The organism is Streptomyces sp. HUAS 15-9 (genome assembly GCF_025642155.1).
In the GTDB taxonomy this organism is placed as follows: domain Bacteria; phylum Actinomycetota; class Actinomycetes; order Streptomycetales; family Streptomycetaceae; genus Streptomyces.
The window spans coordinates 2,982,958-3,009,925 of the sequence record NZ_CP106798.1; the positions used below are offsets into that span (position 1 = coordinate 2,982,958).

Below are 26,968 nucleotides of genomic sequence, written 5' to 3' on the forward strand. Positions count from 1 at the left end.
CTAATTGATGTTGATTATGCCACGCCGTCCTGACGGTCCAGGACACTGGCGAGCGCCTGCTCGAAGCCGGAGGCCTTGCCGGCCGCAGCCGTCGGATCCTGCTGACGGACGTCGATGACATGGCCGGTCAGCTCGGACAGCAGGACGTCGAGCGAGGTGCGGGCCACGGCCTCGGAGGAGAGCAGGGTGCCCGCGGGCTCCTGGCCGAACGCCTTGGTGCGCATCGGGGTGGCGGTGCGCTCCGGGTTGATGCAGTTGACGCGGATGCCGTCGCCGGCCCACTCGTCGGACAGGGCCTGGGTGAGATTCACCATGGCGGCCTTGGTCGAGGAGTAGAGGCTGTACTCGGCGCGGCCGCGGGTGTAGCTGCTGGAGGTGTAGAGCAGCAGCTGGCCCTTGGTCTCGGCCAGGTACTTGTACGAGGAGCGGGCGATCTGCACCGGCGCCAGGTAGTTGACCTTCAGCGCCTCCTCGATGGTGGCGTTGTCGGTCTCGGCGAGCTTGCCGATGCGCAGCACGCCCGCGGTGTTGACGACGTAGTCGATCCGGCCGGTCTCGGCGTACGCCTTGGACAGCGCGTCGTCGACCTCCTCCGGGTTCTCCACGTGGGTGCCGGTGGTGGAGCGGCCCAGCGCGTACACGGAGGCGCCGTAGGACTCGGCGAGTTCGGCGATGTCCTTGCCGATGCCGTACGAACCACCGAAGATCACGACGGTCTTGCCGGTGAGGAGCTCGCGGTAGGCCTCCTCGCCGTTCTGCTCCGGGGCCGCCGTGGAGGCGAGCTGGAAGAGCTTGTCGGCGATGAAGACGTCGACCGGCTGGGTCACCTTCATGTTGTACTCGTCGCCCGCGACGACGTGGATCGGCACGTCCGGCAGGTACTTGAGTACGACGGAGCAGTCGTCCGTGGCCTGGAAGTTGGGGTCGCCGGCCGCGACCTCGTAGGCCCGCTTGATCGTGGACAGCTTGAAGGCCTGCGGGGTCTGGCCGCGGCGCAGCCGGGAGCGGTCCGGGATCTCGGTGATGAACTCGCCGTCCTCGCCGTGCTTGCGGGTCACGATGATCGTGTCCGCGGACGGGATCGCGACGTCGACCGCCTGGTAGCGCTCCAGCGCGACGACGCAGTCGTCGATGACGCGCTGCGACAGCAGGGGGCGTACCGCGTCGTGGAACAGGACGTTGAGGTCCTCGCCCTCGGCCAGGCCCTCACCGAGGGCGGCGATGGCGCGCTCGGTGGTCTCGTTCCGGGTGGAGCCACCCTCGATGATCTTCTTGATCTTGCGGAACCCGGCCTTGGCGACGATCTTCTCGATGTCGGGGACATAGCCCGGCGCCATCAGCACGATGACGTCGTCGATCGAGTCGGCGTTCTCGAAGGTGGTCAGGGTGTGCTCGATGACTGCCTTGCCGGCGATCTTCAGCAACTGCTTGGGGATCGACAGACCCACGCGCTGACCGGTTCCACCGGCCAGGATCACTGCGGTGGTACGGGGCTTGGCTATGTGCTGGGACACAGATGACCTACCTTGGGGCGTCAGGGAACCTCGAAATGGTCCCACTTCGGGTTACCGCAGTGCAAGGTGAGCGTCCTTCGCTGCATATGTGGCCGCAACCTCCCATTCACCTTGCACTCCTGGTGATGGCCGTCGTCCTCACGGGGTCCGGGAAGTCCCCGTGAATTTGCTGTGAGTAAGTCCACTCCCAGCGGGGCAGCAGGCGCTTGTCAGCGGCGCCGCAGTCGCCGGAGGCAGCGATGGCCGAGTACCCGGACGAGTTCCTTCGACGACGCCTGGTGCACCGTGCGGACCCGGTCCGGGCGGGCGGGGACCGAGGCGGCCGCGGCGAGCGCCCCGTACAACGCCTGCGCGGCCGCTTCCGGTGAGATCCGCGCCTCGTCGGCGACCGCGTGGCCGGATTCCGGCTGCTTCGGTACGGCGGACAGCGGCGCCGGATCACCGAGGACGCGCACGCCCAGCGCCGCGATCCGCTCGCTCATCCCGGCGCCGATCTCCGCGGCGGCCTCGAGTGCCCACCGGGGCGTGGCAATCTTCACGTCCTGCGGTGCGGGACTGCACGCGTTCTTCATATACATGACCGCGCCGTTGCGAACGAGCTTGGAATACAGCTCGTCGGGCAGTCCATTGCCGCGGAATTCCACATTAAGATTCCGCAGCATTTCGGTCTCGGCCAGGGTGAGGGAACGATTCTCTGTGTCCGGAACCGGCTGCAGAAGATTCCGGGGCAGTCCGAGCAGCGTCTCGAAGGTGCGCAGGAGACCGTCCCGGTCACGGTCGTCGACCACCACGACGGTGACCCGCTCCGGACCGACCGCCCGCGCCCAGCGCTCGACCAGCCGGTCGTGCCGGTGCCGGCGCCAGAAGCTGGGGTCGGGCTTCTCGTACGGGGCCCTGCGGAGCATGTGCTCCAGCCGGTCCTCGTAGCCCATGCGCAGCCCGTTCTGCACATACTGCTGCCACTGCGACGGCATGATCCTCGCCAGCGGGCGCAGCGTGATCAGGATGTGCACCCGGTCGCCGCCGAGCTGCCCGACGGTCCGCTCGATCGTCGCGTCGTCCGGGGCGTCGGCGAAGAACTCGCTGCTGATCACCGAGGTGTGTTTCCCGGTGGCCTCGACCTGCTTCAGCAGCCGTGTCCAGTGCCGGTCGGTGCGCCGGGGGTCGCCCATCATCGCGGGCCGGGCGCAGGCGGCCGGCGCGGCCTCCATCGGGTGCCTGCTGTGGGCCGGGAACTCGACGCCGTGCCGCGCCATCGTCTCCTTCGCGGCGAACAGCGCGCCCTGGATCGCGGTGGTCCCGGTTTTGTGCGGGCCGATGTGCAGCAGGCGGGTGCCGGGCGGCAGCGGGGCGGGGGCGTGTCTCGTACCGTCCGTCTCCATGGTCAACGGACGGTACGAGACTTACCTGAGAGGGCCCTGGGACTGCTGTGAGTCCAGGGCCCAGGGCCCTCCCGGGAGCGTCGGAGACTGTTGTCCCCAGAACGTCAGACCAGGTTCACACCCGGTTCGTCCGACTCCACCCGCAGCCGCGCCAGCGTGCTCGCGGTGGCCTGCGGCTTCACCACCGTGTCCACGACCCGGACCTGGGCGTCGATGCCGTCGCGGCGGATGTCGAACAGGTGGTAGCCGCGGTGGGCGTCGATCACCTTCCAGTGCGGGTTGTCCGCCTTCAGCGGGTCCCACTCGGCGTGGAAGGCGGCCTGGTCCTGGTCCCCGTTGCTGGAGATGGAGGTACCGACGAACTCGGCACCGACGACGTCGGAGTCCGGGTCGGCGAAGTCCAGCTTCAGATCGCTGATCATCGTCAGATGCCGGTCACCGCTGAGCACGACCGGGTTGCGGACGTCCTGGAAATCCGCCAGGAGCGCGTTGCGTTCGGCCTGGTAGCCGTCCCAGGCGTCGTAGAACCAGAGCTTGCCCTCGCCTAGCAGCAGATCGGTCTCGGCCATCATGATCTGGGAGGCGATCAGGTTCCAGCGGGCCGGGGAGTCCCGCAGCCCGTCGAGCAGCCAGTCCTTCTGCGCGGCGCCGAGCATCGTCATCGACGGGTCCTCGGCCCCGGCCTGGCTGGTGGCCTGGTCGCTGCGGAACTGCCGGGTGTCCAGGACGTTGACGCGGGCCAGGCGGCCGAAGTCCAGACGTCGGTACATCTGGATGTGCGGTCCGTTCGGGACGGCGGTGGCGCGGACGGGCATGTGCTCGTAGTACGCCTGGTAGGCCGCCGTCAGCCGGGCCACGAACGCGTCGTGCGACTGCTTGCCGGGGTCCTGCGGGATCTCGCCGGCGAAGTCGTTGTCGACCTCGTGGTCGTCGAAGGTGACCACCCAGGGGGCGCTCGCGTGCATCGCCAGGAGGTCCGGGTCGGTGCGGTACTGGGCGTAGCGGTTGCGGTACTGGACCAGGGTGTACGGCTCCCCCTTGCCCTCGTGTCGGCGCACGCCCGTCGACGAGGGCGAGGACTCGTAGATGTAGTCACCGACGAAGAGGACGAAGTCGGGGTCCTGGGCGAGCATGTCGGCGTACGGGGTGAAGTAGCCGTGCTGCCAGTTCTGGCAGGAGGCCAGCGCCATGCGCAGCGAGCCGCCCCTGCTGTGCGGGTGGGGTGCGGTGCGGGTGCGGCCGGTCGGCGAGATCTGGCCGCCGGTGCGGAAGCGGTACCAGTAGGTGCGCCCCGGGCGCAGGCCCCGTACATCCACGTGAACGCTGTGCCCGTACTCGGGTCTGGCCTCGGCGACGCCCCGGCGCACGGTCTTTCTGCAACCCTCGTCCTCGGCCATCTCCCACTGCACCGGCACCACCGCGTCAGGCATACCGCCGCCGCCCAGCGGGTCGGGAGCGAGCCTGGTCCACAGCACGATGCCGTCGGGCAGCGGGTCGCCGGAGGCGATACCGAGGCTGAACACACCGTCGGGCAGCGGTGTTTCGGCCGCCCCGGCGGTGGCCGGCAGCCACAGCTGGGCCGAGGCCGCGGCGCCTAAGACGGCGGCACCCGCGGTGATGAAGCGGCGTCGGTCGGGCGATGATGCGGTCATTCGCTGACTCCCTTGCCACAGTGACCTCTTCGGACCTTCGGAAGCTCCCATGGCCGGACGGTCCGTCCGCCGAACGGGAGCCTTCGCGGGCATGACAAACAAGCAGACAACGGAAGACCCGTTGCGGCACACAACACCCTTGTGCCGCAACGGGTCTGACGGTAGATCGAAATGCGACGCGCATTCAGGAGGCGGAGCCGAGCCGCGCGCCGGACGTGACAGTGCCGAGGGCCCCGCCGCCGAAGCTGAACGAGCCGGTGGGGGTATCCCGGCGGAGGTGAAGCTGAACACCTTCTTGGCCGAGGGCTCCGTCGACGTCCTGCTTCAGGGCCTTGGCGGCATGGGCCGCCGAGGGCCGCGCATGAGCGGCCGGCAGCGTCGCGGTGGTCGCGGCCGTCGCGGCGAACAGGGCCGTGGCCACCACGACCGTACGGTGGGTGCTCGTCGAGGAAGCCCAGGGCACATCGGCTCCGGGAAAGGCAGTTGCCCCGCGGAGAGGACAAGATCCTCGTCCGCGACGCCCTGTACGACTCACCGGAGCGCGACGGGGTCGCACTGGAGCGCGCGCCGGGTCTCCCCGGCGTTCACCGCCTCAGCAGCGGCCCGGAACCGAGGACGTCTTCATCAGTGGCCCGGCTCCTGGTACGTCACTCGAACGGATCGAAGCTGTCGAACTCCTGGAAGGCCTCGTCCCGCTCGGCCTGCCGGTCCCGGCGGCGCTGCGCCGCGGGGCGCTGCTCCTCCAGCCGGTGGTCCTCGCCGCGCCGGCCGAGCATCTCCGCGCCGGCCATGACCGAGGGCTCCCAGTCGAAGACGACCGCGTTCTCCTCGGGGCCGATGGCGACGCCGTCGCCGGAGCGGGCGCCCGCCTTCATCAACTCCTCCTCGACACCGAGGCGGTTGAGACGGTCGGCAAGGTAGCCCACGGCCTCGTCGTTGTTGAAGTCGGTCTGACGGACCCAGCGTTCGGGCTTCTCGCCGCGCACCCGGAACAGTTCCTCGCCGCCGACCTCCTCGCGCGTCACGGTGAAGCCCGCGTCGTCCACGGCCTTGGGCCGGATGACGATCCGCGTCGCCTCCTCCTTCGGCTTCGCGGCGCGCGCCCTGGCGACCAGGTCGCCGAGGCCGTACGTCAGCTCCTTCAGACCGATGTGGGCCACCGCCGACACCTCGAAGACGCGGTAGCCGCGCTCCTCCAGGTCGGGCCGGACCATCTCGGCCAGGTCCTTGCCGTCCGGCACGTCGACCTTGTTCAGGACGACGATCCGGGGACGGTTGTCGAGGCCGCCGTACTGCTTCAGCTCCTCCTCGATGACATCGAGGTCGGAGACCGGGTCGCGGTCGGACTCCAGGGTCGCCGTGTCCAGCACATGCACCAGCACGCTGCACCGCTCCACGTGCCGCAGGAACTCCAGGCCAAGGCCCTTGCCCTGGCTGGCGCCCGGGATCAGTCCCGGCACATCGGCGATGGTGTACACGGTCGCGCCCGCGGTCACCACGCCCAGGTTCGGCACGAGGGTCGTGAAGGGGTAGTCGGCGATCTTCGGCTTGGCCGCGCTGAGCACCGAGATCAGCGAGGACTTGCCCGCGCTCGGGTAGCCGACCAGCGCCACGTCGGCGACCGTCTTCAGCTCCAGGACGATGTCCTGGAGGTCCCCCGGCTCACCCAGCAGCGCGAAGCCGGGCGCCTTGCGGCGGGCCGACGCCAGCGCCGCGTTGCCGAGGCCGCCCCGGCCGCCCTGCGCGGCGACGTACGACGTGCCGTGCCCGATCAGGTCGGCGAGGACATTGCCCGCCTTGTCGAGGACGACCGTGCCGTCCGGCACCGGCAGGACCAGGTCCTGGCCGTCCTTGCCGGAGCGGTTGCCGCCCTCGCCCGGCTTGCCGTTGGTGGCCTTGCGGTGCGGGGAGTGGTGGTAGTCGAGAAGCGTGGTGACCGACTGGTCGACGGTGAGGATCACATCGCCGCCGCGCCCGCCGTTGCCGCCGTCGGGTCCGCCCAGCGGCTTGAACTTCTCTCGGTGGACGGAGGCACAGCCGTGACCTCCGTTACCCGCGGCGACATGCAGATCGACGCGGTCCACGAAGGTGGTCATGGTCAGTGCCTCCTGGGGGTCCCCCCGGCCGAAGGCTGGGGGAGTACGGGGTATCTCTTTGGGTAACACGCGAAAGGCGGACCCGCCTTCCCGACCGGGAAGTGAGGTCCGCCTCGCGAAAGCGTTCGGTTCAGGCCTGAAATCAGGCGACCGGAACGATGTTCACGACCTTGCGGCCACGGTGGGTACCGAACTCCACCGCACCGGCCTGCAGCGCGAACAGCGTGTCGTCGCCGCCACGGCCGACGCCGGCGCCCGGGTGGAAGTGGGTGCCGCGCTGGCGGACCAGGATCTCACCCGCGTTGACGACCTGACCGCCGAAGCGCTTCACGCCGAGCCGCTGGGCATTGGAGTCGCGACCGTTCCGGGTGGACGATGCGCCCTTCTTGTGTGCCATGTCTCCTCAGTCCTTACTTCGCAGCCGCGGGGATCGCGGTGACCTTGATCGCCGTGTACTGCTGGCGGTGGCCCTGGCGACGACGGTAGCCGGTCTTGTTCTTGTAGCGCAGAATGTCGATCTTCTGGCCCTTGTGGTGGTCCACGACCTCGGCCTGGACCTTGATGCCGGCCAGCACCCACGGGTCGCTGGTCACAGCGTCGCCGTCGACAACGAGCAGGGTCGAGAGCTCGACCGTGTCGCCAACCTTGGCAGTGGAAATCTTGTCAACCTCAACGATGTCGCCGACAGCAACCTTGTGCTGGCGACCACCGCTGCGCACGATGGCGTACACGCGGATCTCTCTCTCGCTCGGAAACGGCACCCCCGCAGGCCAGCCGCCCAGCATGGTCACGGGCGACCTCTCCCGGCCAACCGTGTGCCCGGGAGGAAGAGGTTTACGGGGATGTGGCGTGTTCAGTGGACACGCCGACGGTCAAGGTTACGGGGCCATGGCGAGGGGGTCAAACCGGGCCGGGTCCCGCAGGGGGCGGCCGGTCACCGGGACCGGCCGCCCCCTCGCTTCGGGCCTTGTCAGGCCTCGTCGGCGGCGGCGGAGACCGTGGTCTTCTTCGCCGTCGACTTGGCGGCGGCCGTCTTGGCGGCGGCCGTCTTGGCGGTCTTGGCCGCCTTCTTGGCCGTCGTCTTCTTGGCCGCGACCGTCTTCTTGGCCGCGGTCTTCTTGGTGGCGGCCTTCTTCGCGGTCGCCTTCTTGGCGGTCTTGCGGGCAGCCGCCTTCTTGGCCGGAGCGGCTTCCTCGGCCTCCGCCTCGGCGGCACCGGGCTCCTGCGCCTCCGCCGACGGGACGACCACGACGGCCGCCTCCTCGGACGCGGTGGGCGCGGTGGCCTTGCGCACCGCACGGCGGCGCGGGCGGGCCGGGGCGGCGCTCTCCACGGGCGCCTCCTCGGCCGGAGCCACGGCCTGAGCCTGCTCCGCGGGGGCCGCCGGGGCCTCGGCCTCGGGCGCGGCCTCGGCGACCGTCACCACGGCCGCCTCGGCACCCGCGGGGGAACCGGCGGGCGCCGACACCTTCCGGGTAGCACGACGGCGCGTACGGCCCTTGGGCGCGGCCTCCTCGGCCGGCGCCGCGGCGACCACCGCGTCCTCCACGGCGGCGGGCTCGGCGAGCGCCTCGGCGGCCGGCTCCGGCTGCACCGGACGCGCGGCCTCCGCCGCGGCCGGGACCGCCTGGGCGGTGGGCACCTCGACGACCTCCGCCTCGGCCTCCGCCTTCACGGCGTCGCCCGACAAGGCCTCCTCTTCGCCGACTGCTTCTTGGGCGCGCCCGCCGGAGCCGAGGCGCGGCGGCTCGCCCGACGGCGCGTACGGCCACGGGTGGCCGCGGCCTCCGCCTCGGCGACGCTGCTGTACAGCTCCTCGTCCGGCGTCATGTCCGGCACGGGCAGCGCGACGGGCTCGGCGACCTCGGCCACGACCTCGGCCATGGCCTCCGCCTCGCTCTCGGCCTCCTGCTCGGCGGTCTCGGCGGCCTCCATGACGACGGCCTCGTGCTCGTGCACATGTCCGTCGCCGCCACGGCCACGCTTCTTGCGCTTGCCGCCGCCCCCGACGGACGTCGGCTGCTCCATGTGGACGATCACGCCACGGCCGTTGCAGTGGACGCAGGTCTCCGAGAAGGACTCCAGCAGCCCCTGGCCGACCCGCTTGCGGGTCATCTGGACGAGGCCCAGCGAGGTCACCTCGGCCACCTGGTGCTTCGTACGGTCCCGGCCCAGGCACTCCAGCAGACGCCGCAGGACGAGATCCCGGTTGGACTCCAGCACCATGTCGATGAAGTCGATGACGATGATGCCGCCGAGGTCGCGCAGCCGCAGCTGGCGGACGATCTCCTCGGCCGCCTCCAGGTTGTTCCTGGTGACGGTCTCCTCGAGGTTGCCGCCCTGGCCGGTGAACTTGCCGGTGTTGACGTCGACGACGACCATCGCCTCGGTCCGGTCGATCACCAGCGAACCGCCGCTGGGCAGCCAGACCTTGCGGTCCAGCGCCTTGGCGAGCTGCTCGTCGATCCGGTAGGTGGCGAAGGCGTCGACCTCGGAGGTCCACTTCGACAGCCGCTCGGCGAGGTCCGGGGCGACGTGCGAGACGTACCCGTGGATGGTCTCCCAGGCGTCGTCACCGCTGACGACGACCTTGGAGAAGTCCTCGTTGAAGATGTCGCGCACGACCCGGACGGTCATGTCCGGCTCGCCGTACAGCAGCGAGGGCGCACTCGAGCCGCCGCCGCTCTTGGCCTTCTTCCGGATGTCCTCCCACTGCGCCTGCAGCCGCTCGACGTCCCGGCGCAGCTCGTCCTCGCTCGCGCCCTCGGCGGCGGTGCGCACGATGACGCCCGCGTCCTCGGGGACGATCTTCTTGAGGATGGTCTTCAGCCGCGCGCGCTCGGTGTCGGGCAGCTTGCGGCTGATGCCGGTCATCGAGCCCTCGGGGACGTACACGAGGTAACGGCCCGGGAGGGAGACCTGGCTGGTCAGGCGGGCGCCCTTGTGGCCGATCGGGTCCTTCGTCACCTGGACGAGGACGGACTGGCCGGACTTCAGGGCGGACTCGATGCGCCGCGGGCCGTTCGCCATGCCCAGCGCCTCGAAGTTGACCTCACCGGCGTAGAGCACCGCGTTGCGGCCCTTGCCGATGTCGATGAAGGCGGCCTCCATCGACGGCAGCACGTTCTGGACCTTGCCCAGGTAGACGTTGCCGACGTACGAGGTCGACTGCTCCTTGTTGACGTAGTGCTCGACGAGCACGCCGTCCTCGAGGACACCGATCTGCGTGCGCTCGCCGCTCTGCCGGACGACCATCACGCGCTCGACGGCCTCGCGACGGGCCAGGAACTCCGCCTCGGTGATGATCGGGACGCGTCGGCGGCCCTGCTCACGGCCTTCCCGGCGGCGCTGCTTCTTGGCCTCCAGACGGGTCGAGCCCTTGATGGACTGCACCTCGTCGGACGGCTCGGCGGGCTTGCGGGGCTCGCGGACCTTGACGACCGTGCGCTCCGGGTCGCCCTCGCCGGGCTCGGCGTCGGCGGAGGTGTCACCGGCGCGACGACGGCGCGCGGCGGCGACGACGGCTGCCGGCGGAGCCGCCCTCGTCGGCGTGGGCCTCCTCGGCGTCCTCTTCCTCCTGCTCGGCGGTGTCCTCGGCGTCCTGCTCGGCCTGCTCGGCGGCGAGTTCGTCGGACTCGGCGTCCGCGCCCTCACCGGCCTCGCCGCGGCGGCGACGGCGGCCACCACGCCGGCGGCGACGGCGCGCACCGGTCTCCTCGGCCTCGTCGCCCTCGGCGGCGTCCTCGACCGAGTCCTCCGGCTCCTCGGCCTCCTCGGTCCCGTCCTCGACGGGGGTCTCGGCGGGGGTCTCGACGGCCCGGGTCTCGGTCTCCTCGCCGTAACCGGCGCCCCGGCGGCGGCGACGGCGGCGCGGGCCGGCCGGCTCCTCCGTGAGCTCCTCGGTCTCCTCGGTCTCGGCCGCCTCGGCGGCAGCTTCGGCGGCGGCCCGCTCCGGGGTCTGGAACTTCGGTTCGGTGAACACGGGCGCCTGGAACACGGCCACGGCGGGCCGCGCCGGACGGCGCGACTCGGGCTCCGCGGACTCGGCGGGCTCGGCGGCGACCGCCTGGGCGGGCTGCGGCGCGGGCTCGGAGAACCCGGACGCGGCCTGACGCACGACCCGGCGCCGGGAGCGACGCGGCGCGGCGTCCTCGGCGGCCGCTTCGACGGCGGGGGCCTCGACGGCGACCGTCGCGGGCACAGCGGCCTCGGCCTGCTCGGCGGACTCGGCGACGGGGGCCGCGGCGGCCTCCTCGACGGCGGGAGCACCGGCGGGCGCGGAGGCACGGCGGCCGGCCCGACGACGCGTACGGGCGACCGGCACAGCCTCCTCAGTCGCCGCCTCGACCACTTCGGCCTCCGGCTTCTCCTCGGCGGCGGGCACTACGGCCTCAGCGGACGCAGGCGCACCGGCGGGCGCGGAGGTACGGCGAGTGGCACGACGACGCGTACGAGCAACCGGCGCCGCTTCCTCGACGACCTCGGCCTCGGCCTCGGCCTTCTCCTCAGCCGCGGGCACAACGGCCTCGACAGCCTCAGCAGACGCAGGCGCACCGGCGGGCGCGGAAGCACGACGCGTCGCACGACGACGCGTACGAGCAACCGGCGCGGCCTCCTCGCCAGCCACAGGCGCCTCGACGGCCTCGACCTCAGCCTCGGCCTTCTCCTCGACAAACGGAACGACGGCCTCGGCAACCTCGGCAGACGCAGGCGCACCAGCAGGCGCGGAAGCACGACGCGTCGCACGACGACGCGTACGAGCGACCGGCGCGGCCTCCTCGACGGCGGCAGCCGCCTCGACGGCCTCGGCCTCGGCCTTCTCCTCGGTCTGAGCGAGTTCGGTGGTCTCGGCGGCCGGTATGGCCGACGTGACGACCTCGGTCGCGGCCCCTGCCTCGGCGGGCGGTCCCGCCGGGCGGGATGCGGCACGGCGCCGCCTCCGCGGCGGCAGGGTGTCGCTGGGGGTGGTCAGTTCGGAACCCTCGTTGGGTTCGGTCGGTTCGAGCATGCGGGCGTTTCTCCCGTCAGGCTCCCGGGCGCCGCGCCTGGTCCGGCGTCGATCGGATCGATCGACCGCCGTTGACGTCCGCGGCCCGCGCGATGCGCGATGGCCGCCGTCCGGGGCGCGGGCGCCGCACGGGAGCTCTCCGTGTCCTGTCTCGCCGGTTCCGTACGCCATGTCGCGTACGGCCTGGCGAAAGTCTTCTGGTCGGTGCGCTGCCCGACCCAGGTGGCTCCCGAGTACGAGGGCGGCGCTACGACGTCCGTCCTTACGCGGAACCTTCCTTACGCCGACGCCTTCGCGGCGGCAGTCGCGGCGGCCGGGTGCGGCTCGGTCGCTGCTGCCTCGCGGTCGGGCGCGAGCGGGTCGGTCACCGTGCCGGTCTCTTCATCGAACAGCCCCTGCGCCAGCCTGGTCACCGCTACGGGGACCGGCGGCGCCAGGTCGGCCACGGCGCGGAGACCGGACAGGACGTCGTCGGGTCGTACGGCAGGCGTCACGTGCCGAACAACCAGCCGCAGTATCGCACAGGGCTGGTCGGTCGGCCTATCAGCCTGTGGACGGTGCGTTTCCGCGATCCGCAGGCTCTCCAGGCCCACGACCGCGGAACGGGCGTCGAAGGTGCGGACGCCGTTCTTGGTCATGCGCTGCACTTCGACGGTCTCGGCCTTCGTGAAGGCCTCGACCGCGCGCTCGGCGTCGGCCGGGTCGACGCCGTCCAGCCGCAGCTCCCACACGGAAGCCGTCAGCCGGTCGGCGAGCCCGGACGTCCGCGCCTCGACCGCGTCGACGATGTCGAGCCCGGTGGGCAGGGACTCGTCGAGGAGGACGCGCAGCGCCTCCGGGTCGCGGGCCGCGGCGAGCGCGATCTCCAGGTACTCCGCCTCACTGCCCGTGCCGGTGGGTGCGGCATTGGCGTACGACACCTTCGGATGCGGCGTGAACCCCGCCGAGTACGCCATCGGCACCTCGGCACGGCGCAGCGCACGCTCGAAGGCGCGCTGGAAGTCACGGTGGCTGGTGAACCGGAGGCGGCCGCGCTTGGTGTAGCGCAGTCGGATGCGCTGCACCGCGGGTGCGGGCGGCGGGCCTTCGGGCTGTCGCTTGCCCAGTGTCGTCAGTCCTTCATGAGAGCGGTCGTACTGCTATCAAGAGTACGTGTCTCACGCCCCGTGGGTTCCCGCCGGGCCACCGGCTCCGGTCGCCGGGGTTCCCCGAACAGCGCCCGCCGGACGTCGGCCCGTGCCTGCCGCATCGTCTCGCGGGCCGAGGCCAGGGCCTGCCGGGTGGCCCGCCCCACCGCGCGCGCGGCCTCGGCGGCGGGGCGCAGCACGACGTCCCGGACGACGTGCCCGACCGGGGTGAGGACGGTGCGGTAGACCCACTTCACCGGCTCCACGAACATCCACCGGAAGAGGGTCCCGAGGAACCGCCCGACGGCGAGCGAGACCCGCCCGGCGATCCGCCAGGCGTGGCCGAGCGCCTCCCCGATCTCCCGCGCGACGACGGCGAGGACGCGGCCGACGGGCACGAGTACCCAGCGCCACAGAGCGAGGGCGGGCAGGACGAGAAGGACACGCGTCGTCCAGTACAGGACGGCGCCGATGCCGGTGACGACGGCGTTGCCGAGCCACACCAGTGCCCGTCCGACGGGTGCGAGGACCCACTCGTACAGCCACTGGGCGGGTACGACGAGCAGGTACCGCACCAGCCAGGCGACGGCGGTGTACACGCCCAGCCCGATGGCGCCGAGCACGATGCCGACGCCCTTCAGCAGCCAGGCGACGCCGTTCAGCAGCCAGGCGATGCCATGGCCGATCGGCGTGAGCACGCGCGCGTACAGCCACTCCAGGCCGGCGCCGATCCCGCGCCCGATCCAGGCGAGGGCATGCCCGACGGGGGTGAGCACATACCGGTACAGCCAGCCGAGCGGCACGACCACGAGCATGTGCCCGGCCCAGGCCAGCGCCTTCGCGACGGGTACGACGACATACCGCCACAGCGCCACCCACGGCCAGACGAAGACGGCCCGGCCGAGCCACAGCAGCGCACGCCCGAGCGGTCGCAGCACGGTGTCCGTCAGGAACCGCCCGCCCACGACGAGCACGTCCCACGCCATCCGGACCGGTACGACGAGGACGAGCACGAAGATGCGTATGGGGACGCGGAGAGCGACGACCAGGCACCCTTCGGGTTCCTGCCGCCGCGGCTCGGGCGCCTTTTCGAACTGCATATCCACGAAGACGCCACAGCCGCCTGTACGGATGCACCCGTGCGGGATCCGCCTGTACGGGATCCAGTGGCGCGGTTTCTCGTCGCGGCTAGGTCGCGAGTGCCCGTCGCTTGTAGGCCTCGGGATAGCGCTCCGTGAATTTGACGACCGCGACCAGCAGGACCACGGGGACGACCCAGTTGAACCAGTCGTCCATCGAAGGGACGCGGATGGCCAGCCAGGTCGAGACGGCGATGAGGGCGAAGACCACGCCCCATGCCGCGGTCAGCACCTGGTTGATGTGCTTGAAGACGGGCGAGTCCCACACCTCGCGGGGCGTCTGCTCACGGGCGTACTGGGCGGTGAAGGGGTCGACGAACAGCGATCCCAGCGCCACGGCGGCCACCACCCCGTTGGAGATGACCAGGGCGTACGTCTCGAGCCACAGGAGCTGCGAGCGGTCCAGGGCGAGCGCGAGGACCGTGATCACGGCGAAGAACACGATGCCGACCATGTCCAGGAGGTAGAACCTGCCCCTCAGGATGTCCCGCCCCGACAGGACGATCACGGCGATCAGCGCGGCCAGCGCCGCGTACTCCCAGGTGCTGGGGCTCGCGACCACGCCGAAGATGATCCACGGCGCGAACGACAGGAACGCCCCGCCGGTACCGGCGGGCTTCTCGGCCGGGGCTTCCGTCGTCGACCGCTCACTCATGGGAGGTCCTCCCGTCGCCGACCGGGACTTGCCCCTTCCCCTTCCAGCCTGCCGTGTGCGCGGGACGCTCGCATGCCGTCGGCCCTCCGGCCGGAGTGCGTCGCGGGGAGCGGGCTCCTACGGTGAAACCAGCGGGAGGCAGCCATGACCTACCGGTTCAGCAAGAACGACCAGTACAACTACGAGATCCTGATCGCCCTGGGCTCGGCGTGGCGGCAGGGCGCCGACATCGGCGAGGTACTGGCCACCACCTCCGCCACGGCGGACGGTCACGCGGAGACCTGGTTCTCGGCCTGGACCGCGCTGGCCCGCAGAGTCCGTGCGCAGGCCGAGAGGAGCGCGGCCGAGGAGCGCACGGTGAGTGCCCGGGACGCGTATCTGCGGGCGGCCGGTTACTTCGGCACCGCCCTGGTGGCCGTCGACGGATCGGCGGACCCCGAGGCGCGGCCGGCCGAGGTGTTCGCCGCGCACCGCGACTGCTTCGACCGCTTCCTGCAGGCCTGCGACCCGCCCGCGGAACGGGTCTCGATCCCCTACGAGGGAGGGTCGCTCCCCGGGTACCTCGTCGGCCCGCCCGGAGATCTGGGGCCGCTGCCCACGGTGATCGTCAACAACGGCAGTGACGGCCCGATCAGCACGGCCTGGACCATGCTCGGGGCGCCGGCGGTGGCCCGTGAGTACCGGGCCCTGCTGTTCGACGGCCCCGGCCAGCAGTCCATGCTGTTCGAACGCGGGGTCACCTTCCGGCCCGACTGGGAGAAGGTCATCACGCCGATCGTGGACTTCCTCCTCGCCCGCGGCGACGTCGACCCCCTGCGGATCGTCCTGGCCGGCATCAGCCAGGCCGGCTACTGGGTCCCCCGCGCGCTCGCGTTCGAGCACCGGATCGCCGCCGCGGTCGCCGACCCGGGCGTCGTCGCGGTCGCGGACAGCTGGTGGCACAACCTCGGCCCCGAACTGCGCGCCCTGTGGGAGTCCGGCGACCGCGCGACCTTCGACCAGGTCATGACGGAGGTGCTGAGCAGGGACCCGGCACTGGCCGCGATGTGGCGCTGGCGGGCCAAGCCGTACGGCATCGGTTCCCCCTTCGACCTGCTCACCGAGGTGTCCACGTACGACGTCATGCCGTTCGTCGGACGGATCACCACCCCGCTGCTGATCACCGACCCGGACGGCGAGCACTTCTGGCCGGGGGCCTCGCAGCGCCTGTACGACGCGCTTCCCGGCCCGAAGCACCTGGTCCGCTTCACCGAGGAGGAGGGCGCGCACCTGCACTGCGAGCCGATGGGCCGCGCGGTGTTCGAGCAGCGCGTCTTCGACTGGCTGGACACCCGCCTGGCCTCGGTCGGCCACCCCTAGATCTGCTGGATCCGCAGGTGTCCGAGCACCGTGCGCACGGCCCGGGTCACGGCCTCGCGGGACTCGTCGGTGCGGTTGTGGATCTCGAAGCCGTGGACGCCGTGCGGTACGTCGATGATCTCGACGGGAGCCTTCTTCTCCTCCGCCGCGCTCACGAACCTCTCGACCGTGTCGCCGATCTGCGGTGTCTCCAGACCCGCACGGGTCAGCACCAGGGGCGGCAGTGTCCCGCCGTCGGCCGGGAGCGCGCCGATGGGGTGGAACCGGTCGCCGACCGCGCCCCAGCCCGCAAGCGGGTCCAGGATCGGATAGGTGAGCGCAAGACAGCGCAGCCACGCGGGCGGGGCGGCGATCCAGTCCGCGGCGAGCAGTCCCGCCCCGGAGAAGAACCACAGGGCGATCCGGTCCGGGTCCACACGGGGGTCGGCCCGCAGCAGCTCGACGCCCTCGGCCACGTCGTCCGCGGCCTGCGGATACTCGGAGATGCCGTGCAGGCGGTGCCCCACGACCGCGCCCACCACGCCCAGGCTCGCCGCGAGACGGCCGTAGCCGACGTAGAACGGCGCGGCGCGCAGCCCGGGTTCGCGGTCGCGCGGCACCGGCCCGCCGTGCACGAACAGGACGGCGGGCCGCGGCCCCACCGCTGCCGCCGGCTCCGGCAGATGCAGGTCCAGCCGCCCGTTCCGTACCTGTGGCACCTCCGGGACGTCGAGCAGGAAGGGACGCAGGTACGGTGACTCGTCCTCGGGCGCGGTCAGCCTCCGTCCTTCGCCCGCCGCCGCGCGCAGCAGCACCTCGGCCAGCTCGTCCGGGCGGGAGAGCATCGGCCAGTGTCCGGTGGCCAGTTCGAAGAAGCTCACCCGGGGGTCGGCCAGCTTCCGGAACTGCGGCGGACCGGTCCGCACGAGCGCCTCGACCGTCTCGATCGTGGTGCCGCCTGCCGTGCACAGGATTCCGGTGGTCGGCACGTGTGCGGCGGCGCCGGTCAGGCGCAGGGGCTGCGTGAGCGTCCGTGGCGGCTGCGGGGCGGCCAGGTCGCTGAGCAGCGCCAACCGCTGCGGGGACAGCCCCTCCGTGCTGCCCCACCGCTGCCACTCCTGCGGTTGCGGCGCCGGGACCGGCCCGGGGCCGTCCGCGCCGAGCAGGTGGTGGACCGTAGGGTCGGGCACGAGGGTCAAGGCCCGGTCGCCGTCCTCCGGCAGTCCGGCGTCCAGGTAGACGATGCGGGCGATCCGCTCCGGGCGGCGGTCCGCCGCGCCGAGCACCGGGTGGATGGCGTAGTCGTGGCCGACCAGCACCAGTTGGGGCGCGTCGAGGGAGTCGATCAGTCGGACCACGTCCTCGACATGGGTCTCCAGACCGGCCTCGGGCCGCATGCTCAGCGTCACGGGATGCGCCTCGGCGCCGGACTCACGCAGCGGGCCGGTCACTTCGCTCCAGATCCGCTCGTTGGTGAACGGACCGGAGACCAGGATGAATACGGACATCAGCACCTCCAGGGGCGGGTTCGTCGCGGGTAACCTAGGAACTCCCCCTGAGGGAGGTTCAACTCTTGTCCGCAGACGGCACCCTGAGCATCGGCGAGCTCGCCGCGCGGGCGAGGGTCACGGTCAAGACGGTCCGCTTCTACTCGGACCAGGGCCTGCTGCCCGAGGCCACCCGGAGCACCGGAGGCCACCGCCGCTACGGCCCCGAGGCGCTGTCCCGGCTGCGCACCATCCGGTCACTGCGCTCCCTCGGCGTGCCCGTTCCCGAGATCGGGCGCGCTCTCGACTCCGGGGACAGCGACTTCAGGGACAGCCTGGAGGCGGTCGTGGCGCGCCGGCTGGACGACCTCGGCACCGAACTCGCCGCCCTGCGCTGGCGCGAGGCCGCCCTGCGGGCCCTGCACGAGGGCGCCCCCGAACACCTGGCGGAACGCCTGGAGCTGATAGGGGCGGTCAGCGTCCCGCCGAGCACCTCGGCACTCGCGCACTACTGGCGCCGTCTGTTGCCGGTACGGCTCTCCGCCCGGCTGCGCTCCGCGGTCACCGAGGCGGCCGTACCGCAGCCACCCGCCGCCCCGACTCCGGACCAGGTCCTCGCCTTCGCCCGGCTGCACGCCCTGGTGACGGACGCCACCGACCACTGCCTCGTGTCCCACCGGCCCGCCCTCGCCGCACACCCTGATCTGCTGTACGACGGCCTGTACGAGGCCTACCAGTTGGTGGAGGCGGCCCTGCGGGCCGACCGCTCCCCCGGTCCGGGCGACGCCCTGGACTGCTACGTCGCCGCCCACGCCCGCGCCTCGGACACCCGGGACACCCCCGGCTTCCGCAGCGCCCTCACCGCCCGGCTGGCCGCCGAGGACCACCCGGTGATGTCCCGCTACTGGCAACTGGCGGGAGAGCTCACGCCCCATCCGACCCTCGGCGCGGCGGACCTGTGGCTCCGCGAGGCGCTGTCCGCGGGCACGACAGCGCACTGAGCCCCACGGACAACTCGGCCCTCTCCCTTGCCGGGAGAGGGCCGAGCAGTCCGAGAAGTCCGAGCAGTCCGAGAAGTCCTGGAGCGGCTCAGGGCTTGCCGCGCCGCTGTGCGTGCGCGGCATGCCGGGGCCGGCATCCGGACGAGACCTGGCCGACCAGTTCCCAGAAGCACACCAGGGCGGTGACCGGCGGCAGTCCGACCATCACGAACGCCAGGTGGGAGCGCGAGGAATGGCTGATGGAGAGCGCCACGGCCATGGCGGACGCGGCCAGCATGACGCACCAGGACCGCCGGGTGTCCCGCCGCTGAACCGTGGCCCGCACGATGGACAGGGCCGCCACGAACCACGGCCCGTAGACCATGAGCGGCCACCAGCGCGCCAGCTTCGGGGGCAGCACGGACAAGGCGATGCCGTGCAGTTGGCCGTACGAGTAGGCGATCGACCACCCGAGCATGCACGCCGCGCACACCAGGATCGCCGCGATCAGGATCGTCACGTGCGTGACCCGCTGGCCGCCGTCGAGGAAGTGGGAGTCCGCCCGGACCCGCCGCCGGCTGCTCCTGCGGTGCGGTCGGTCCAACGGGACGTGCGTGGATTCCTGGCTGGTCGCGGTCGACAGCATCTGGGCCAGCTCTTCGTCCAGGTCCCAGGCCTTCTGCGTCATGTCCGGCGGCGCTGGGCTGGTCCAGGACTGCTGGGGGTACGAGACCGCGTCGTACGCCGGCTGACTCAGGTCGTAGACAGGCTGGTTCAGCGTGTCATGGTCGGTTCTCAGGGCGTAGTGAAGATCATACAGACCGGCTTCATCATAATTCCTGTCCATTCGAAAGCCCTCCGCGCCCAGGTTCAGGAAGTACGGTCCAGAGCACGGGATCCGATCATGACCGGGACGGCGCCGGTGCCACCGCACCGATCCCGCATCGCTCTCATATATTCACTTTCCAACTTCCTGATCTCATCCAGAAAATCATCCAAAAGATCGGAGTAGTAACCGAGCCCCGCAGCGGCGCCCACCAGTGTGTGGCCCTTGACGTCCAGCGTGTGGCCCTTGACGTAAGGCGACTGGTTCACGGCTCCACACCCTTCTCTCCCTGTCACGGTCACTTAACGAGTACCACCGGAGGCGAGGCGTGTGGCATTCGGGTAATTGCGTCACCCGGAAGAGTTGTCCCGGTCTCCGATGACCAGATTTACGCGCGATCGGTATGAATTCCTGATAGGGAACCGGAATCATCGATCCGCTTGTAGGAGCGGCGCGGTCCCTCGGGACACCGGCCCGGCCGAGGGGGGCCCAGTCGGCCCAACGCCGAAGACTCCAGGCACACTTTGCCTGTCGACGTCCCCTCACCCAGAGGATGAACCACGCATGATCACGCTCAAGAAAGAAGACGGTCCGGCGGATCTGGACGGAGTGACCCACCTGTCCATCGGTGTGTCCTGGGACCCCACCGCCGGCTCCAGCGGCGGGGTGGTGGGCATGCTCCGCCGCAAGACCGGCACCGACCTCGACCTGATCGCCGTCGCCATGCAGGAGAGAGACCCGGTGCGGCTGGCCGGACTCGACTCGCTCGACCCCATGGGCAACGGCTCCCTGGTCCACAGCGGCGACAACCAGACCGGACGCGGGGACGGCGACGACGAGACCGTGACGGTCGAGTTCGCCCGCATACCGCAGCAGATCACGTCCATCGTGTTCATCGCCGCCGCCTTCAAGAAGGGCAGTTCCTTCCAGAAGGCCCGCAACATCAGCTTCAAGGTGTACGACGCGACCGGGGGCAGCGCCCAGCAGGTCGCCGACATCTGGCCGAGCCTGCTCACCCAGGACAACGGCTGCGCCGTGGCCAAGGCCATTCGGGTCGGCGGCAGCTGGAAGCTCGAGGTGATCAATGTGACGGGGAAGATCAAGCAGGGCGACGAACACGCGCTGATGCGCTTCGCCATCAGCAAGTAAGTCGCCCTCGGCAGGCAACAGGAACGGGCCGTGCCCTGCGCGCACAACGGAAACACACCGCGCGCAGGGCGCCCGATTCAGTGGGCGAGGAGCATGTAGGTGTTCTCGAGTTCGTCCTGCAGGACGTGCGCCTCGCCGGCCACCGGGCGCATGAGCAGGTCCTCGGCGGGGGTGTCGACCCGGTATCGCCACCCCTGGGGAAGGCTCAGCCGCTCGCCGAGGCCCGCGAGGGAACCGATCGTCTGGCTGTCGTCCACGATGTGGGAGTAGGCCTGCATGACGTAGGTCCTGCCGTCCGGGGTGAGCAGGCTGTGCACGGGCCTGCCGGCCAGGAACCGGTACTCGGTGTCCCGCTCCACCACGATGTCGACGTAGGCTTCCTTCCCCGGGCCGTGCGTCAGTTCGAGCCCCGCGGGGATGCGCACCTTGGCGACCCGTCTGGCCTCGATGCCGCCGAACGTGGCGATCTCACCGACGACGAAGGCGCTGAGCTCGTCGAACAGCCAGAAGCGGGGGCCGTTGAGATAGACCACCGGCACACCGAACTGCTGGGCCAGCGACTGGGGATCCAGGGCCCTCCACCGGTCGAGGGGGCAGTCGTTGAGGCCGATGGTGTTGTAGACGGCGGCTTCCAGACTGCCGTCGTCACCCGGGGAGATGAGAAGGATCTCGCCGTACCGGACATCGCGCAGATCGCCGAGGTGAGCGGCCGTCGGAGTCGTCTGAGACATGTCTGCTCCTTCGTACGGGCCTTGTCCCGCCGTTCGTCGGAATCCCCTTGCCCGCCTCTACGTCAGGCGTTCGAGCGGAGGGCATTCCCACGTCGCGTCCACGACGCGGGGACGGGGCCGGTACATGCGCAGGATGACGAACCAGGGGCCCTGCTCGGGTGTGGGCAGCCAGTTGGCCTCCCGGTCCCGGCCCGGCGACTCCGCCTGCAGATGCAGGGTCAGCCCGCCGTCGGAGTCGTGAACGAGTCCGGGGGTCCGGTCGCCGATCGAGTAGCGGCGCATGTCGTTGGCGATCAGGTTCATGTCCTCGCCGTAGGCGGTCAGGGACCAGAACCCCTCCACCGGCGGGAGGTTGCCGGGCTCGAAGCGCAACCGGTAGCGGCCGGTGGACAGCTTCACGCCGTCGGCGTCGTCGTAGCAGAGCAGATAGACCGCCTCGGCGGGGTCGTTGGCGGTGATCCCGACCAGTGACTGGTCGGCCGCGCGCTTGAGGAAGTCGTCGCCGAAGCGCCCTATCTGCGGCGGCGGATAACGCCAGCCGTTGACCAGACGCGCCCAATCACCGCTGAGCATCTGCTGCTTGAGCAGCGGCTTCCCGGTGGCAGCGGCCCGGATCAGGGACCGCTTGACGATCTCGGGCTGCAGCTCGATGTCGAGTCCCGGCCCGATGCCGATCTCGGCGAACTGCCTCAGCAGCACCTCGTGGTGCGCGGGCGGCGGGTTCTCGGCCAGCATCGCGTTCAGGGTCTTCCAGGGAGCGAGGGGATCCTTGGCCGGGTCCACGGGCTCCAGTACGTCACGACGTGCCGGAAGCGTGTGCCCTTCCTTCCCGAACAGGCTGAGCGGGGTGAGCCGGTACCGCTCCTGCAGCGCGCGGACCTCGGGCACGTCCTCCTCACCGGCGACCAGCGTCCGGCCCAGCACCAGAACCCAGGGGCTGGGCGCCTGTGCCGTACGCCGCACTCCGTCGGGCAGCTGTCCGTCCCAGCCCGGTCCCGTGATGGCGAAGTGCCCCGCCTGTGAGCCGGTGGTGCGCTGGCCGACGTAGTCGAAGTTGTCCGACGTGATCCCCGCCAGTTCGAACGTGAAGTACCTGTCGCCCATGTCCGGATGCGACAGGATGACCGGCTCCGCACTCACATCGACCCAGGCGAGCGAGTACAGGGTGTCGTTGTTGGGGCACCCGCCGTCCCGGTAGGAGGCGTCCATCAGCCGCCGCGCGTGCCAGAAGTGGTTGACGGCCGCGTACGGAACGGTCTCCGGGTCGCGTTCCTGCGTGACCCACTGGTGGCGCAGCTGGGCGTTGTAGAGGTACGGGAAGCCGTAGACGTACGCCTGCTCGCCCAGCGTGTAGGCGTACTCCCCGCGCCAGTCGTCCACCCGCCCGGTCAGGATCGGCGTCAACGCCTGGCGCAGCGCGGGCAGGACATCGGTCAGCCGGCGGGCGTGCTCGAGCACGGCCTTCGGGTGCGCGACCGCACGCCCGGCCGTCCGTGCCGCCGCGACGGCCGCGCCCGCCATGTCACCCGGCGTGCGCCACGGAGACTGTGTTTTCGACGATTGGGATATGTCGGTCGTATCAGCCATGTCAGTCATCCTCTCCTGCCTTGCCGATCGCCGCAGCCGGAGCCGTTCGCGTCGGGCCGCCCACCCCGACGTCACCGGCCCGGACGCGCTGAAGCTGTTCGAGGACGGGACCGCGGACATGATCGTCCATGAGGCACCATTCCTGGCCACGCTCACCTCCTGAACGGCCTCCACCCGGCACCTGGGAGTTCCCGATGTCCAAAGCGATCACTTTCTCCGAGTACGGCGCGCCCGAGGTGCTGCGGCTGTCGCAGGTCACCGCGCCGGAGCCCGGCCCGGGCCAGGTCCGGATCCGGGTGCGGGCCGCCTCCGTGAACCCCTTCGACCTGAAGTTGCGCTCCGGTCTGATGGCCGACGGCGTCCCCGCACGCTTTCCCGTGGTCCCCGGCCTGGACGCGGCCGGTGTCGTCGATGCCGTCGGCGAGGGAGCCGACGCGGCCGTGGGCGACGAGGTCCTCGGTGCCACCGTCGGCGGCAGCTACGGCGAGTACGCCCTGCTCGACCGGCCGGTGGCCAAGCCCGGGGCCCTGTCGTGGGAGGCCGCCACCTCGCTCGTGACGGTGGGCCGGACCGCGTTCCGTGTCCTGCGCCAGCTGGGTGTGCAGGCGGGCCAGACCCTGCTCGTCCATGGCGCCGCCGGCGGCGTGGGCACCGTCGCGGTGCGGTTGGCCGTCGCCGAGGGCATCACCGTCGTGGGAACGGTCGGCGAGCACGACATCCAGCGTGTCACCTCACTCGGAGCCACCGCCGTCCGCTACGGCGACGGCTGGGTGGAGCGGGTGAAGGCCCTGACTCCCCAGGGCGTCGACTTCGTCCTCGACGCCTCCGGCGCCGGTGTGCTCGCCGACTCCGTCGCCCTGACCGGTGACAGCGCACACGTCATCACCATCGCCGACACGTCCGCCGCCGAGCACGGCGTCCGCTTCAGCGCCGGTGACACCGACCAGGCCGAAGACCCCCTGCCGGAGCTGGTGCGGCTGGCCGCCGCCGGCAAACTCACCGTGCCGATCTGGCGCACCTACCCCCTGGCCGAAGCGGCACAGGCCCACACGGACCTGGAGGCCCACCGCAACCGCGGCAAGGCCGTCCTGCTGCCCTGACCCCACGCCACGACCGTCCGGACCCGGGCCGATCGTCCGGACAGGTGTCATCGGCCCACCGCCGGAACGCCGTGGGCGCGGCGCGACGGCACGGCGGGGTGCGGCGCCGTAGAGGTGGACCATGGAAAGCCGCGATGCGGATGTGTGCGTGATCGGCGCGGGGTTCGCGGGTCTGGCTGCCGCACGGCAACTGGCGCGATTCGGCCGCCGGGTGATGGTCCTGGAGGCCCGGGACCGGGTGGGCGGGCGCGTCTGGAACCGGCGGATGCCCGGCGGCACGGTGGTGTCGGCGGGCGGCACCTGGCTGGGCAAGGGCCAGGATCGGATGTTCGCGCTCTGCCGGGAGTACGGCCTGCCGGTGTATCCCCAGCACGAGGAGGGCGACCGGATCGTCCGCCTCGACGGCGCCAACCACCGCTACCGCGGCACCATCCCCAAGGTCGGCGCGGGAGCCTTCGCCTCCCTCGGTGTGGCCTTCGCCCGCCTGGACCGGATGGCGCGACGCCTCCCCGCCGACAGCCCCTGGGAGGCCCGCGGTGCCCGGGCGATGGACGCCCGCACGCTCGGTCAGTGGCTCTCCTCCCCCGTCAACCTGCCCTCGGCCACGGCCCACAGGCTGGCCGCGGTGACGATGAGCCTGCTGTTCTGTGCCGACCCGGCCGAGGTCTCGCTGCTGGGCTCGCTCGTACTGGCCCGTGGCGGTGGCGGGTTCACGTACTACGTCGACAGCCGGCGCACCGAGACCCACCTGGTCGACGGCGGCGTACCGGAGCTCGCGGTGCGGATGGCCCAGGGCCTGGGCGAGGCGGTACGGCTCTCCTGTCCCGTCATGCGCATCGCCCAGAACGGCGGCGCCGCCCAGGTGACCGGCGAGGGGCTCGCCGTACGGGCCCGGCGGGTGATCGTGGCGACCCCGCCGGCGACGGCGGCGCGGATCGTCTACGACCCGCCCCTGCCCGCCGTCCACAGCCATCTGCTGCAACGGCTGGTCCCCGGCGCCGTCATCCGGGTGCACACCGTCCATCCCGAACCGTTCTGGCGTGGCCGGGGGCTCTCCGGGCAGACCCTGGCCCCCCAGTCACCGGTGGCCGTCACCATCGACCAGACCCCGCGCTCGGGACGGCCGGGTGTGCTCAGCAGCTACGCGTTCGGCCCCAGCGCCCTGCATCTGGGCCGACTGGGCGCCGAGCGGCGGCGCGAGCTGTGGCTGGCGGCGCTCGCCGAACGCTTCGGTCCGCAGGCGCTGACGCCCACCGACCATCTGGAAACGGACTGGTCGGCCGAACCCTGGTCGCTCGGCGGGATGATGGCCCACTTCGCCCCCGGTGTTCTCACCACCTATGGCAGTGCGCTGCGTCGGCCGGTGGGCCGTATCCACTGGGCGAGCACGGAATCCGCCACCCTGATGCACGGGTTGATGGAAGGCGCGGTGCGTTCCGGCGAACGGGCAGCCCACGAGGTTCTGCTCTTGGACTAGATACTAATTTTTCTATTTCCGGCGTCAGTTCTTATCTCCCGTCATGAAGTCGCCATCCAGCCCAATTAGCGTGTCGGGCAATAACGCCATGGTCGCCCTTGTTAATGTGCGCCTCGCTGAAATCGTCCACAAAGGATCGCATCGAACCACGCCGAATGGCGGTCGAGAGGACACCGACCATGCAGGACTTTTCTCGTCGCGGACTGCTCAAGGCAACGGCGGCCGCCGGCGCCGGCGCGGTCATCGTCCCGGGCATGACGGCCGCGGAAGCCACGGCAGCGGAAGCCACGGCCGCGAGCGCATTGGGCAATGGTCCCGGGGGCGGGAGGTGCGCGCCGGCGGAGCTGACCGGCCGTATCGTCCGCCCCAACGACCCCTCGTACACGGATGCTCGGCTCGGCTGGGACCAGCTCTTCTCGCACTATCCGCTGGTCATCGTCTTCGCCCAGAACACCCAGGACGTGGTCAACGCCCTCACCTGGGCGCGGCAGAACGACGTCGCGCTGCGGGTGCGCAGCGGCCGGCACAGCCTTGAGGGCTGGTCGAACGTGGACAACGGCCTCGTGATCGACATCAGCGAGCTGAAGTCGGTCCGCATCGACTCCGCCGCCCGTGTCGCGACGGTCGGTTCCGGGCTCAACCAGCTGGAGGCCGTGACCACGCTCGCGCAGCAGGACCTCGCGGTGACCACCGGTACGGAGGGCAGCGTGGGCCTGGCCGGTGCGACGCTCGGCGGCGGCTTCGGCTTCCTCACCCGCTGGCTCGGTCTGGCCTGCGACAGCCTGGTGGGGGCCGAGATCGTCGTCCCGTCCGGCAGCGAGTGCGCCAAGGTGATCAACGCGGATCTGAAGAACAACTCGGATCTGCTCTGGGCACTTCGCGGGGCGGGAAACGGAAACTTCGGAATCGTCACGTCGCTCACGTACAAAGTGGCTCCGCTGAAGAGCGTCAGCTATCTGCAGGCGACGTGGGACGGCCTCGGGGATCTGCACGGGGTCTTCGACGCATGGCAGCGTACGGCTCCGGTCAGCGAGGACCGCCTCGGCACCCAGCTCGAGGTCCACAAACCGCAGATCCTGTTGTTCGCGGTTCTGGCCGAAGGAACGCCGGACGAGGCGAAGGAGTTGCTGGCCCCGATCCTGTCGGTCGGCAACCCTCAGATCACGGTGCAGGAAGGCAACTGGGGCGACGTATACGCGGGATTCCAGATTCCGACCGAGGACGAACCCGCGAACTGGAAGTTCTTCTCGCAGTTCACCAGAAAGCCGTTCCCGGAGGAAGCGATCGATGTGATCGCCGCGTTCATGGCGGACGCCCCGACGGATGACAGCAACTTCTTCACCCAGGCCTTCGGCGGGGCCGCCAGGAGGAGCCCCCGCGGCGGCACCGCGTTCGCGCATCGCGACGCGCTCTTCTACTCCGAGCCCGGCGTCGGCTGGGGAAAGCGTGGCGACCAGCCGGGCGTCTGCGACCCGCTCACCCCGCAGGCGCAAACCTGGATCGCCGAGTTCAGCCAGGCGCTGCGGCCGTATGTGAACGGCGCGTACGTCAATGTGCCGAACATCGGGCAGCAGGACTGGGAGACCGCGTACTGGCGGGACAACTTCGACCGACTGCGCAAGATCAAGGCGAAGTACGACCCGCACAACGTCTTCCAGTACGAGCAGAGCATCCCGCCCGCGTCCTGCTGACCGGACGGGCGTCCTGCTGCTGACCGGCG

22 protein-coding genes and 1 pseudogene are annotated in these 26,968 nt (G+C 70.9%); 7 read left to right on the top strand and 16 right to left on the bottom strand.

The features are described 5' to 3' along the window. Positions 1 to 14: 14 nt before the first annotated feature. From N8I87_RS13680 to N8I87_RS13730, 11 genes and pseudogenes are all read right to left on the bottom strand, one after another. Positions 15 to 1,514: a bifunctional cytidylyltransferase/SDR family oxidoreductase gene (locus tag N8I87_RS13680; RefSeq protein ID WP_263208691.1), complete on the bottom strand. Its 1,500-nt coding sequence runs from the start codon at positions 1,512 to 1,514 to the stop codon at positions 15 to 17. A gap of 209 nt (positions 1,515 to 1,723) precedes the next feature. After that, positions 1,724 to 2,896, bottom strand: coding sequence for a hypothetical protein (locus N8I87_RS13685; protein WP_263208693.1), 1,173 nt, complete (start codon positions 2,894 to 2,896; stop codon positions 1,724 to 1,726). A 104-nt stretch (positions 2,897 to 3,000) separates the two neighbouring features. After that, a complete protein-coding gene (locus N8I87_RS13690) occupies positions 3,001 to 4,548 on the bottom strand; it encodes an alkaline phosphatase D family protein (protein WP_263208695.1) in 1,548 nt (515 codons plus the stop codon). Between the two features lie 184 nt (positions 4,549 to 4,732). Continuing rightward, positions 4,733 to 5,011, bottom strand: a complete 279-nt coding sequence (locus N8I87_RS13695; protein ID WP_263208697.1) for a hypothetical protein — start codon at positions 5,009 to 5,011, stop codon at positions 4,733 to 4,735. 184 nt (positions 5,012 to 5,195) lie between these two features. Beyond that, the gene (gene obgE, locus N8I87_RS13700) at positions 5,196 to 6,644 is read right to left on the bottom strand and encodes a GTPase ObgE (protein WP_263208699.1); all 1,449 of its coding nucleotides are present in this window, start codon (positions 6,642 to 6,644) and stop codon (positions 5,196 to 5,198) included. Between the two features lie 142 nt (positions 6,645 to 6,786). Then, positions 6,787 to 7,041: a 50S ribosomal protein L27 gene (gene rpmA, locus N8I87_RS13705; protein ID WP_023550764.1), complete on the bottom strand. Its 255-nt coding sequence runs from the start codon at positions 7,039 to 7,041 to the stop codon at positions 6,787 to 6,789. A gap of 13 nt (positions 7,042 to 7,054) precedes the next feature. After that, positions 7,055 to 7,375: a 50S ribosomal protein L21 gene (gene rplU / locus N8I87_RS13710; RefSeq protein ID WP_100826193.1), complete on the bottom strand. Its 321-nt coding sequence runs from the start codon at positions 7,373 to 7,375 to the stop codon at positions 7,055 to 7,057. Positions 7,376 to 7,614: 239 nt separating this feature from the next. Continuing rightward, positions 7,615 to 11,652, bottom strand: a pseudogene (locus tag N8I87_RS13715) (Rne/Rng family ribonuclease). Between the two features lie 278 nt (positions 11,653 to 11,930). Continuing rightward, the gene (locus N8I87_RS13720) at positions 11,931 to 12,716 is read right to left on the bottom strand and encodes a TIGR03936 family radical SAM-associated protein (protein WP_263208715.1); all 786 of its coding nucleotides are present in this window, start codon (positions 12,714 to 12,716) and stop codon (positions 11,931 to 11,933) included. A 47-nt stretch (positions 12,717 to 12,763) separates the two neighbouring features. Next, complete coding sequence (locus N8I87_RS13725; protein WP_263208717.1) at positions 12,764 to 13,879, bottom strand: hypothetical protein; 1,116 nt, start codon at positions 13,877 to 13,879, stop codon at positions 12,764 to 12,766. An 88-nt stretch (positions 13,880 to 13,967) separates the two neighbouring features. After that, positions 13,968 to 14,573 (bottom strand): DUF3159 domain-containing protein, encoded by a 606-nt coding sequence (locus tag N8I87_RS13730; protein ID WP_263208719.1) that lies wholly within the window; start codon positions 14,571 to 14,573, stop codon positions 13,968 to 13,970. Between the two features lie 144 nt (positions 14,574 to 14,717). Between N8I87_RS13730 and N8I87_RS13735 the strand changes: the two genes are divergently transcribed. Beyond that, entirely contained in the window at positions 14,718 to 15,932 is a 1,215-nt protein-coding gene (locus N8I87_RS13735; protein WP_263208721.1) for an alpha/beta hydrolase family protein, read from the top strand. Here the strand turns inward: N8I87_RS13735 and N8I87_RS13740 are convergent. Then, a complete protein-coding gene (locus tag N8I87_RS13740; protein WP_263208722.1) occupies positions 15,929 to 17,419 on the bottom strand; it encodes an alpha/beta hydrolase in 1,491 nt (496 codons plus the stop codon). The genes N8I87_RS13735 and N8I87_RS13740 overlap by 4 nt on opposite strands. A gap of 65 nt (positions 17,420 to 17,484) precedes the next feature. Between N8I87_RS13740 and N8I87_RS13745 the strand changes: the two genes are divergently transcribed. Then, on the top strand, positions 17,485 to 18,399 hold the full coding sequence (locus N8I87_RS13745; protein WP_263208724.1) for a MerR family transcriptional regulator: 915 nt from the start codon (positions 17,485 to 17,487) through the stop codon (positions 18,397 to 18,399). Positions 18,400 to 18,487: 88 nt separating this feature from the next. Here the strand turns inward: N8I87_RS13745 and N8I87_RS13750 are convergent, their stop codons facing one another. Continuing rightward, positions 18,488 to 19,225: a DUF2637 domain-containing protein gene (locus N8I87_RS13750; protein WP_263208726.1), complete on the bottom strand. Its 738-nt coding sequence runs from the start codon at positions 19,223 to 19,225 to the stop codon at positions 18,488 to 18,490. A gap of 23 nt (positions 19,226 to 19,248) precedes the next feature. Continuing rightward, positions 19,249 to 19,473 (bottom strand): hypothetical protein, encoded by a 225-nt coding sequence (locus tag N8I87_RS13755; RefSeq protein ID WP_263208728.1) that lies wholly within the window; start codon positions 19,471 to 19,473, stop codon positions 19,249 to 19,251. 295 nt (positions 19,474 to 19,768) lie between these two features. Here N8I87_RS13755 and N8I87_RS13760 point away from each other — a divergent pair, with 295 nt between their 5' ends. Further along, positions 19,769 to 20,353, top strand: a complete 585-nt coding sequence (locus tag N8I87_RS13760; protein WP_263208730.1) for a TerD family protein — start codon at positions 19,769 to 19,771, stop codon at positions 20,351 to 20,353. A 77-nt stretch (positions 20,354 to 20,430) separates the two neighbouring features. Here the strand turns inward: N8I87_RS13760 and N8I87_RS13765 are convergent, their stop codons facing one another. Together N8I87_RS13765 and N8I87_RS13770 are read right to left on the bottom strand one after the other, a co-directional pair. Next, entirely contained in the window at positions 20,431 to 21,084 is a 654-nt protein-coding gene (locus N8I87_RS13765) for a hypothetical protein (RefSeq protein ID WP_263208731.1), read from the bottom strand. A 57-nt stretch (positions 21,085 to 21,141) separates the two neighbouring features. Then, positions 21,142 to 22,605, bottom strand: a complete 1,464-nt coding sequence (locus N8I87_RS13770) for a DUF1254 domain-containing protein (RefSeq protein ID WP_263208733.1) — start codon at positions 22,603 to 22,605, stop codon at positions 21,142 to 21,144. Positions 22,606 to 22,651: 46 nt separating this feature from the next. On the opposite strand from N8I87_RS13770, the gene N8I87_RS13775 reads away from it, so the two are divergent. From N8I87_RS13775 to N8I87_RS13790, 4 genes are all read left to right on the top strand, one after another. Next, the gene (locus N8I87_RS13775) at positions 22,652 to 22,834 is read left to right on the top strand and encodes a hypothetical protein (protein WP_263208734.1); all 183 of its coding nucleotides are present in this window, start codon (positions 22,652 to 22,654) and stop codon (positions 22,832 to 22,834) included. 31 nt (positions 22,835 to 22,865) lie between these two features. Next, positions 22,866 to 23,771, top strand: a complete 906-nt coding sequence (locus tag N8I87_RS13780; RefSeq protein WP_263208736.1) for a quinone oxidoreductase family protein — start codon at positions 22,866 to 22,868, stop codon at positions 23,769 to 23,771. A 121-nt stretch (positions 23,772 to 23,892) separates the two neighbouring features. Beyond that, positions 23,893 to 25,248 carry a flavin monoamine oxidase family protein gene (locus N8I87_RS13785; protein ID WP_263208738.1) on the top strand — a complete coding sequence of 452 codons (1,356 nt, stop codon included), beginning with the start codon at positions 23,893 to 23,895 and terminating at the stop codon, positions 25,246 to 25,248. A gap of 179 nt (positions 25,249 to 25,427) precedes the next feature. Beyond that, positions 25,428 to 26,939, top strand: a complete 1,512-nt coding sequence (locus tag N8I87_RS13790) for an FAD-binding oxidoreductase (protein WP_263208739.1) — start codon at positions 25,428 to 25,430, stop codon at positions 26,937 to 26,939. The last annotated feature ends 29 nt before the right edge of the window (positions 26,940 to 26,968 follow it).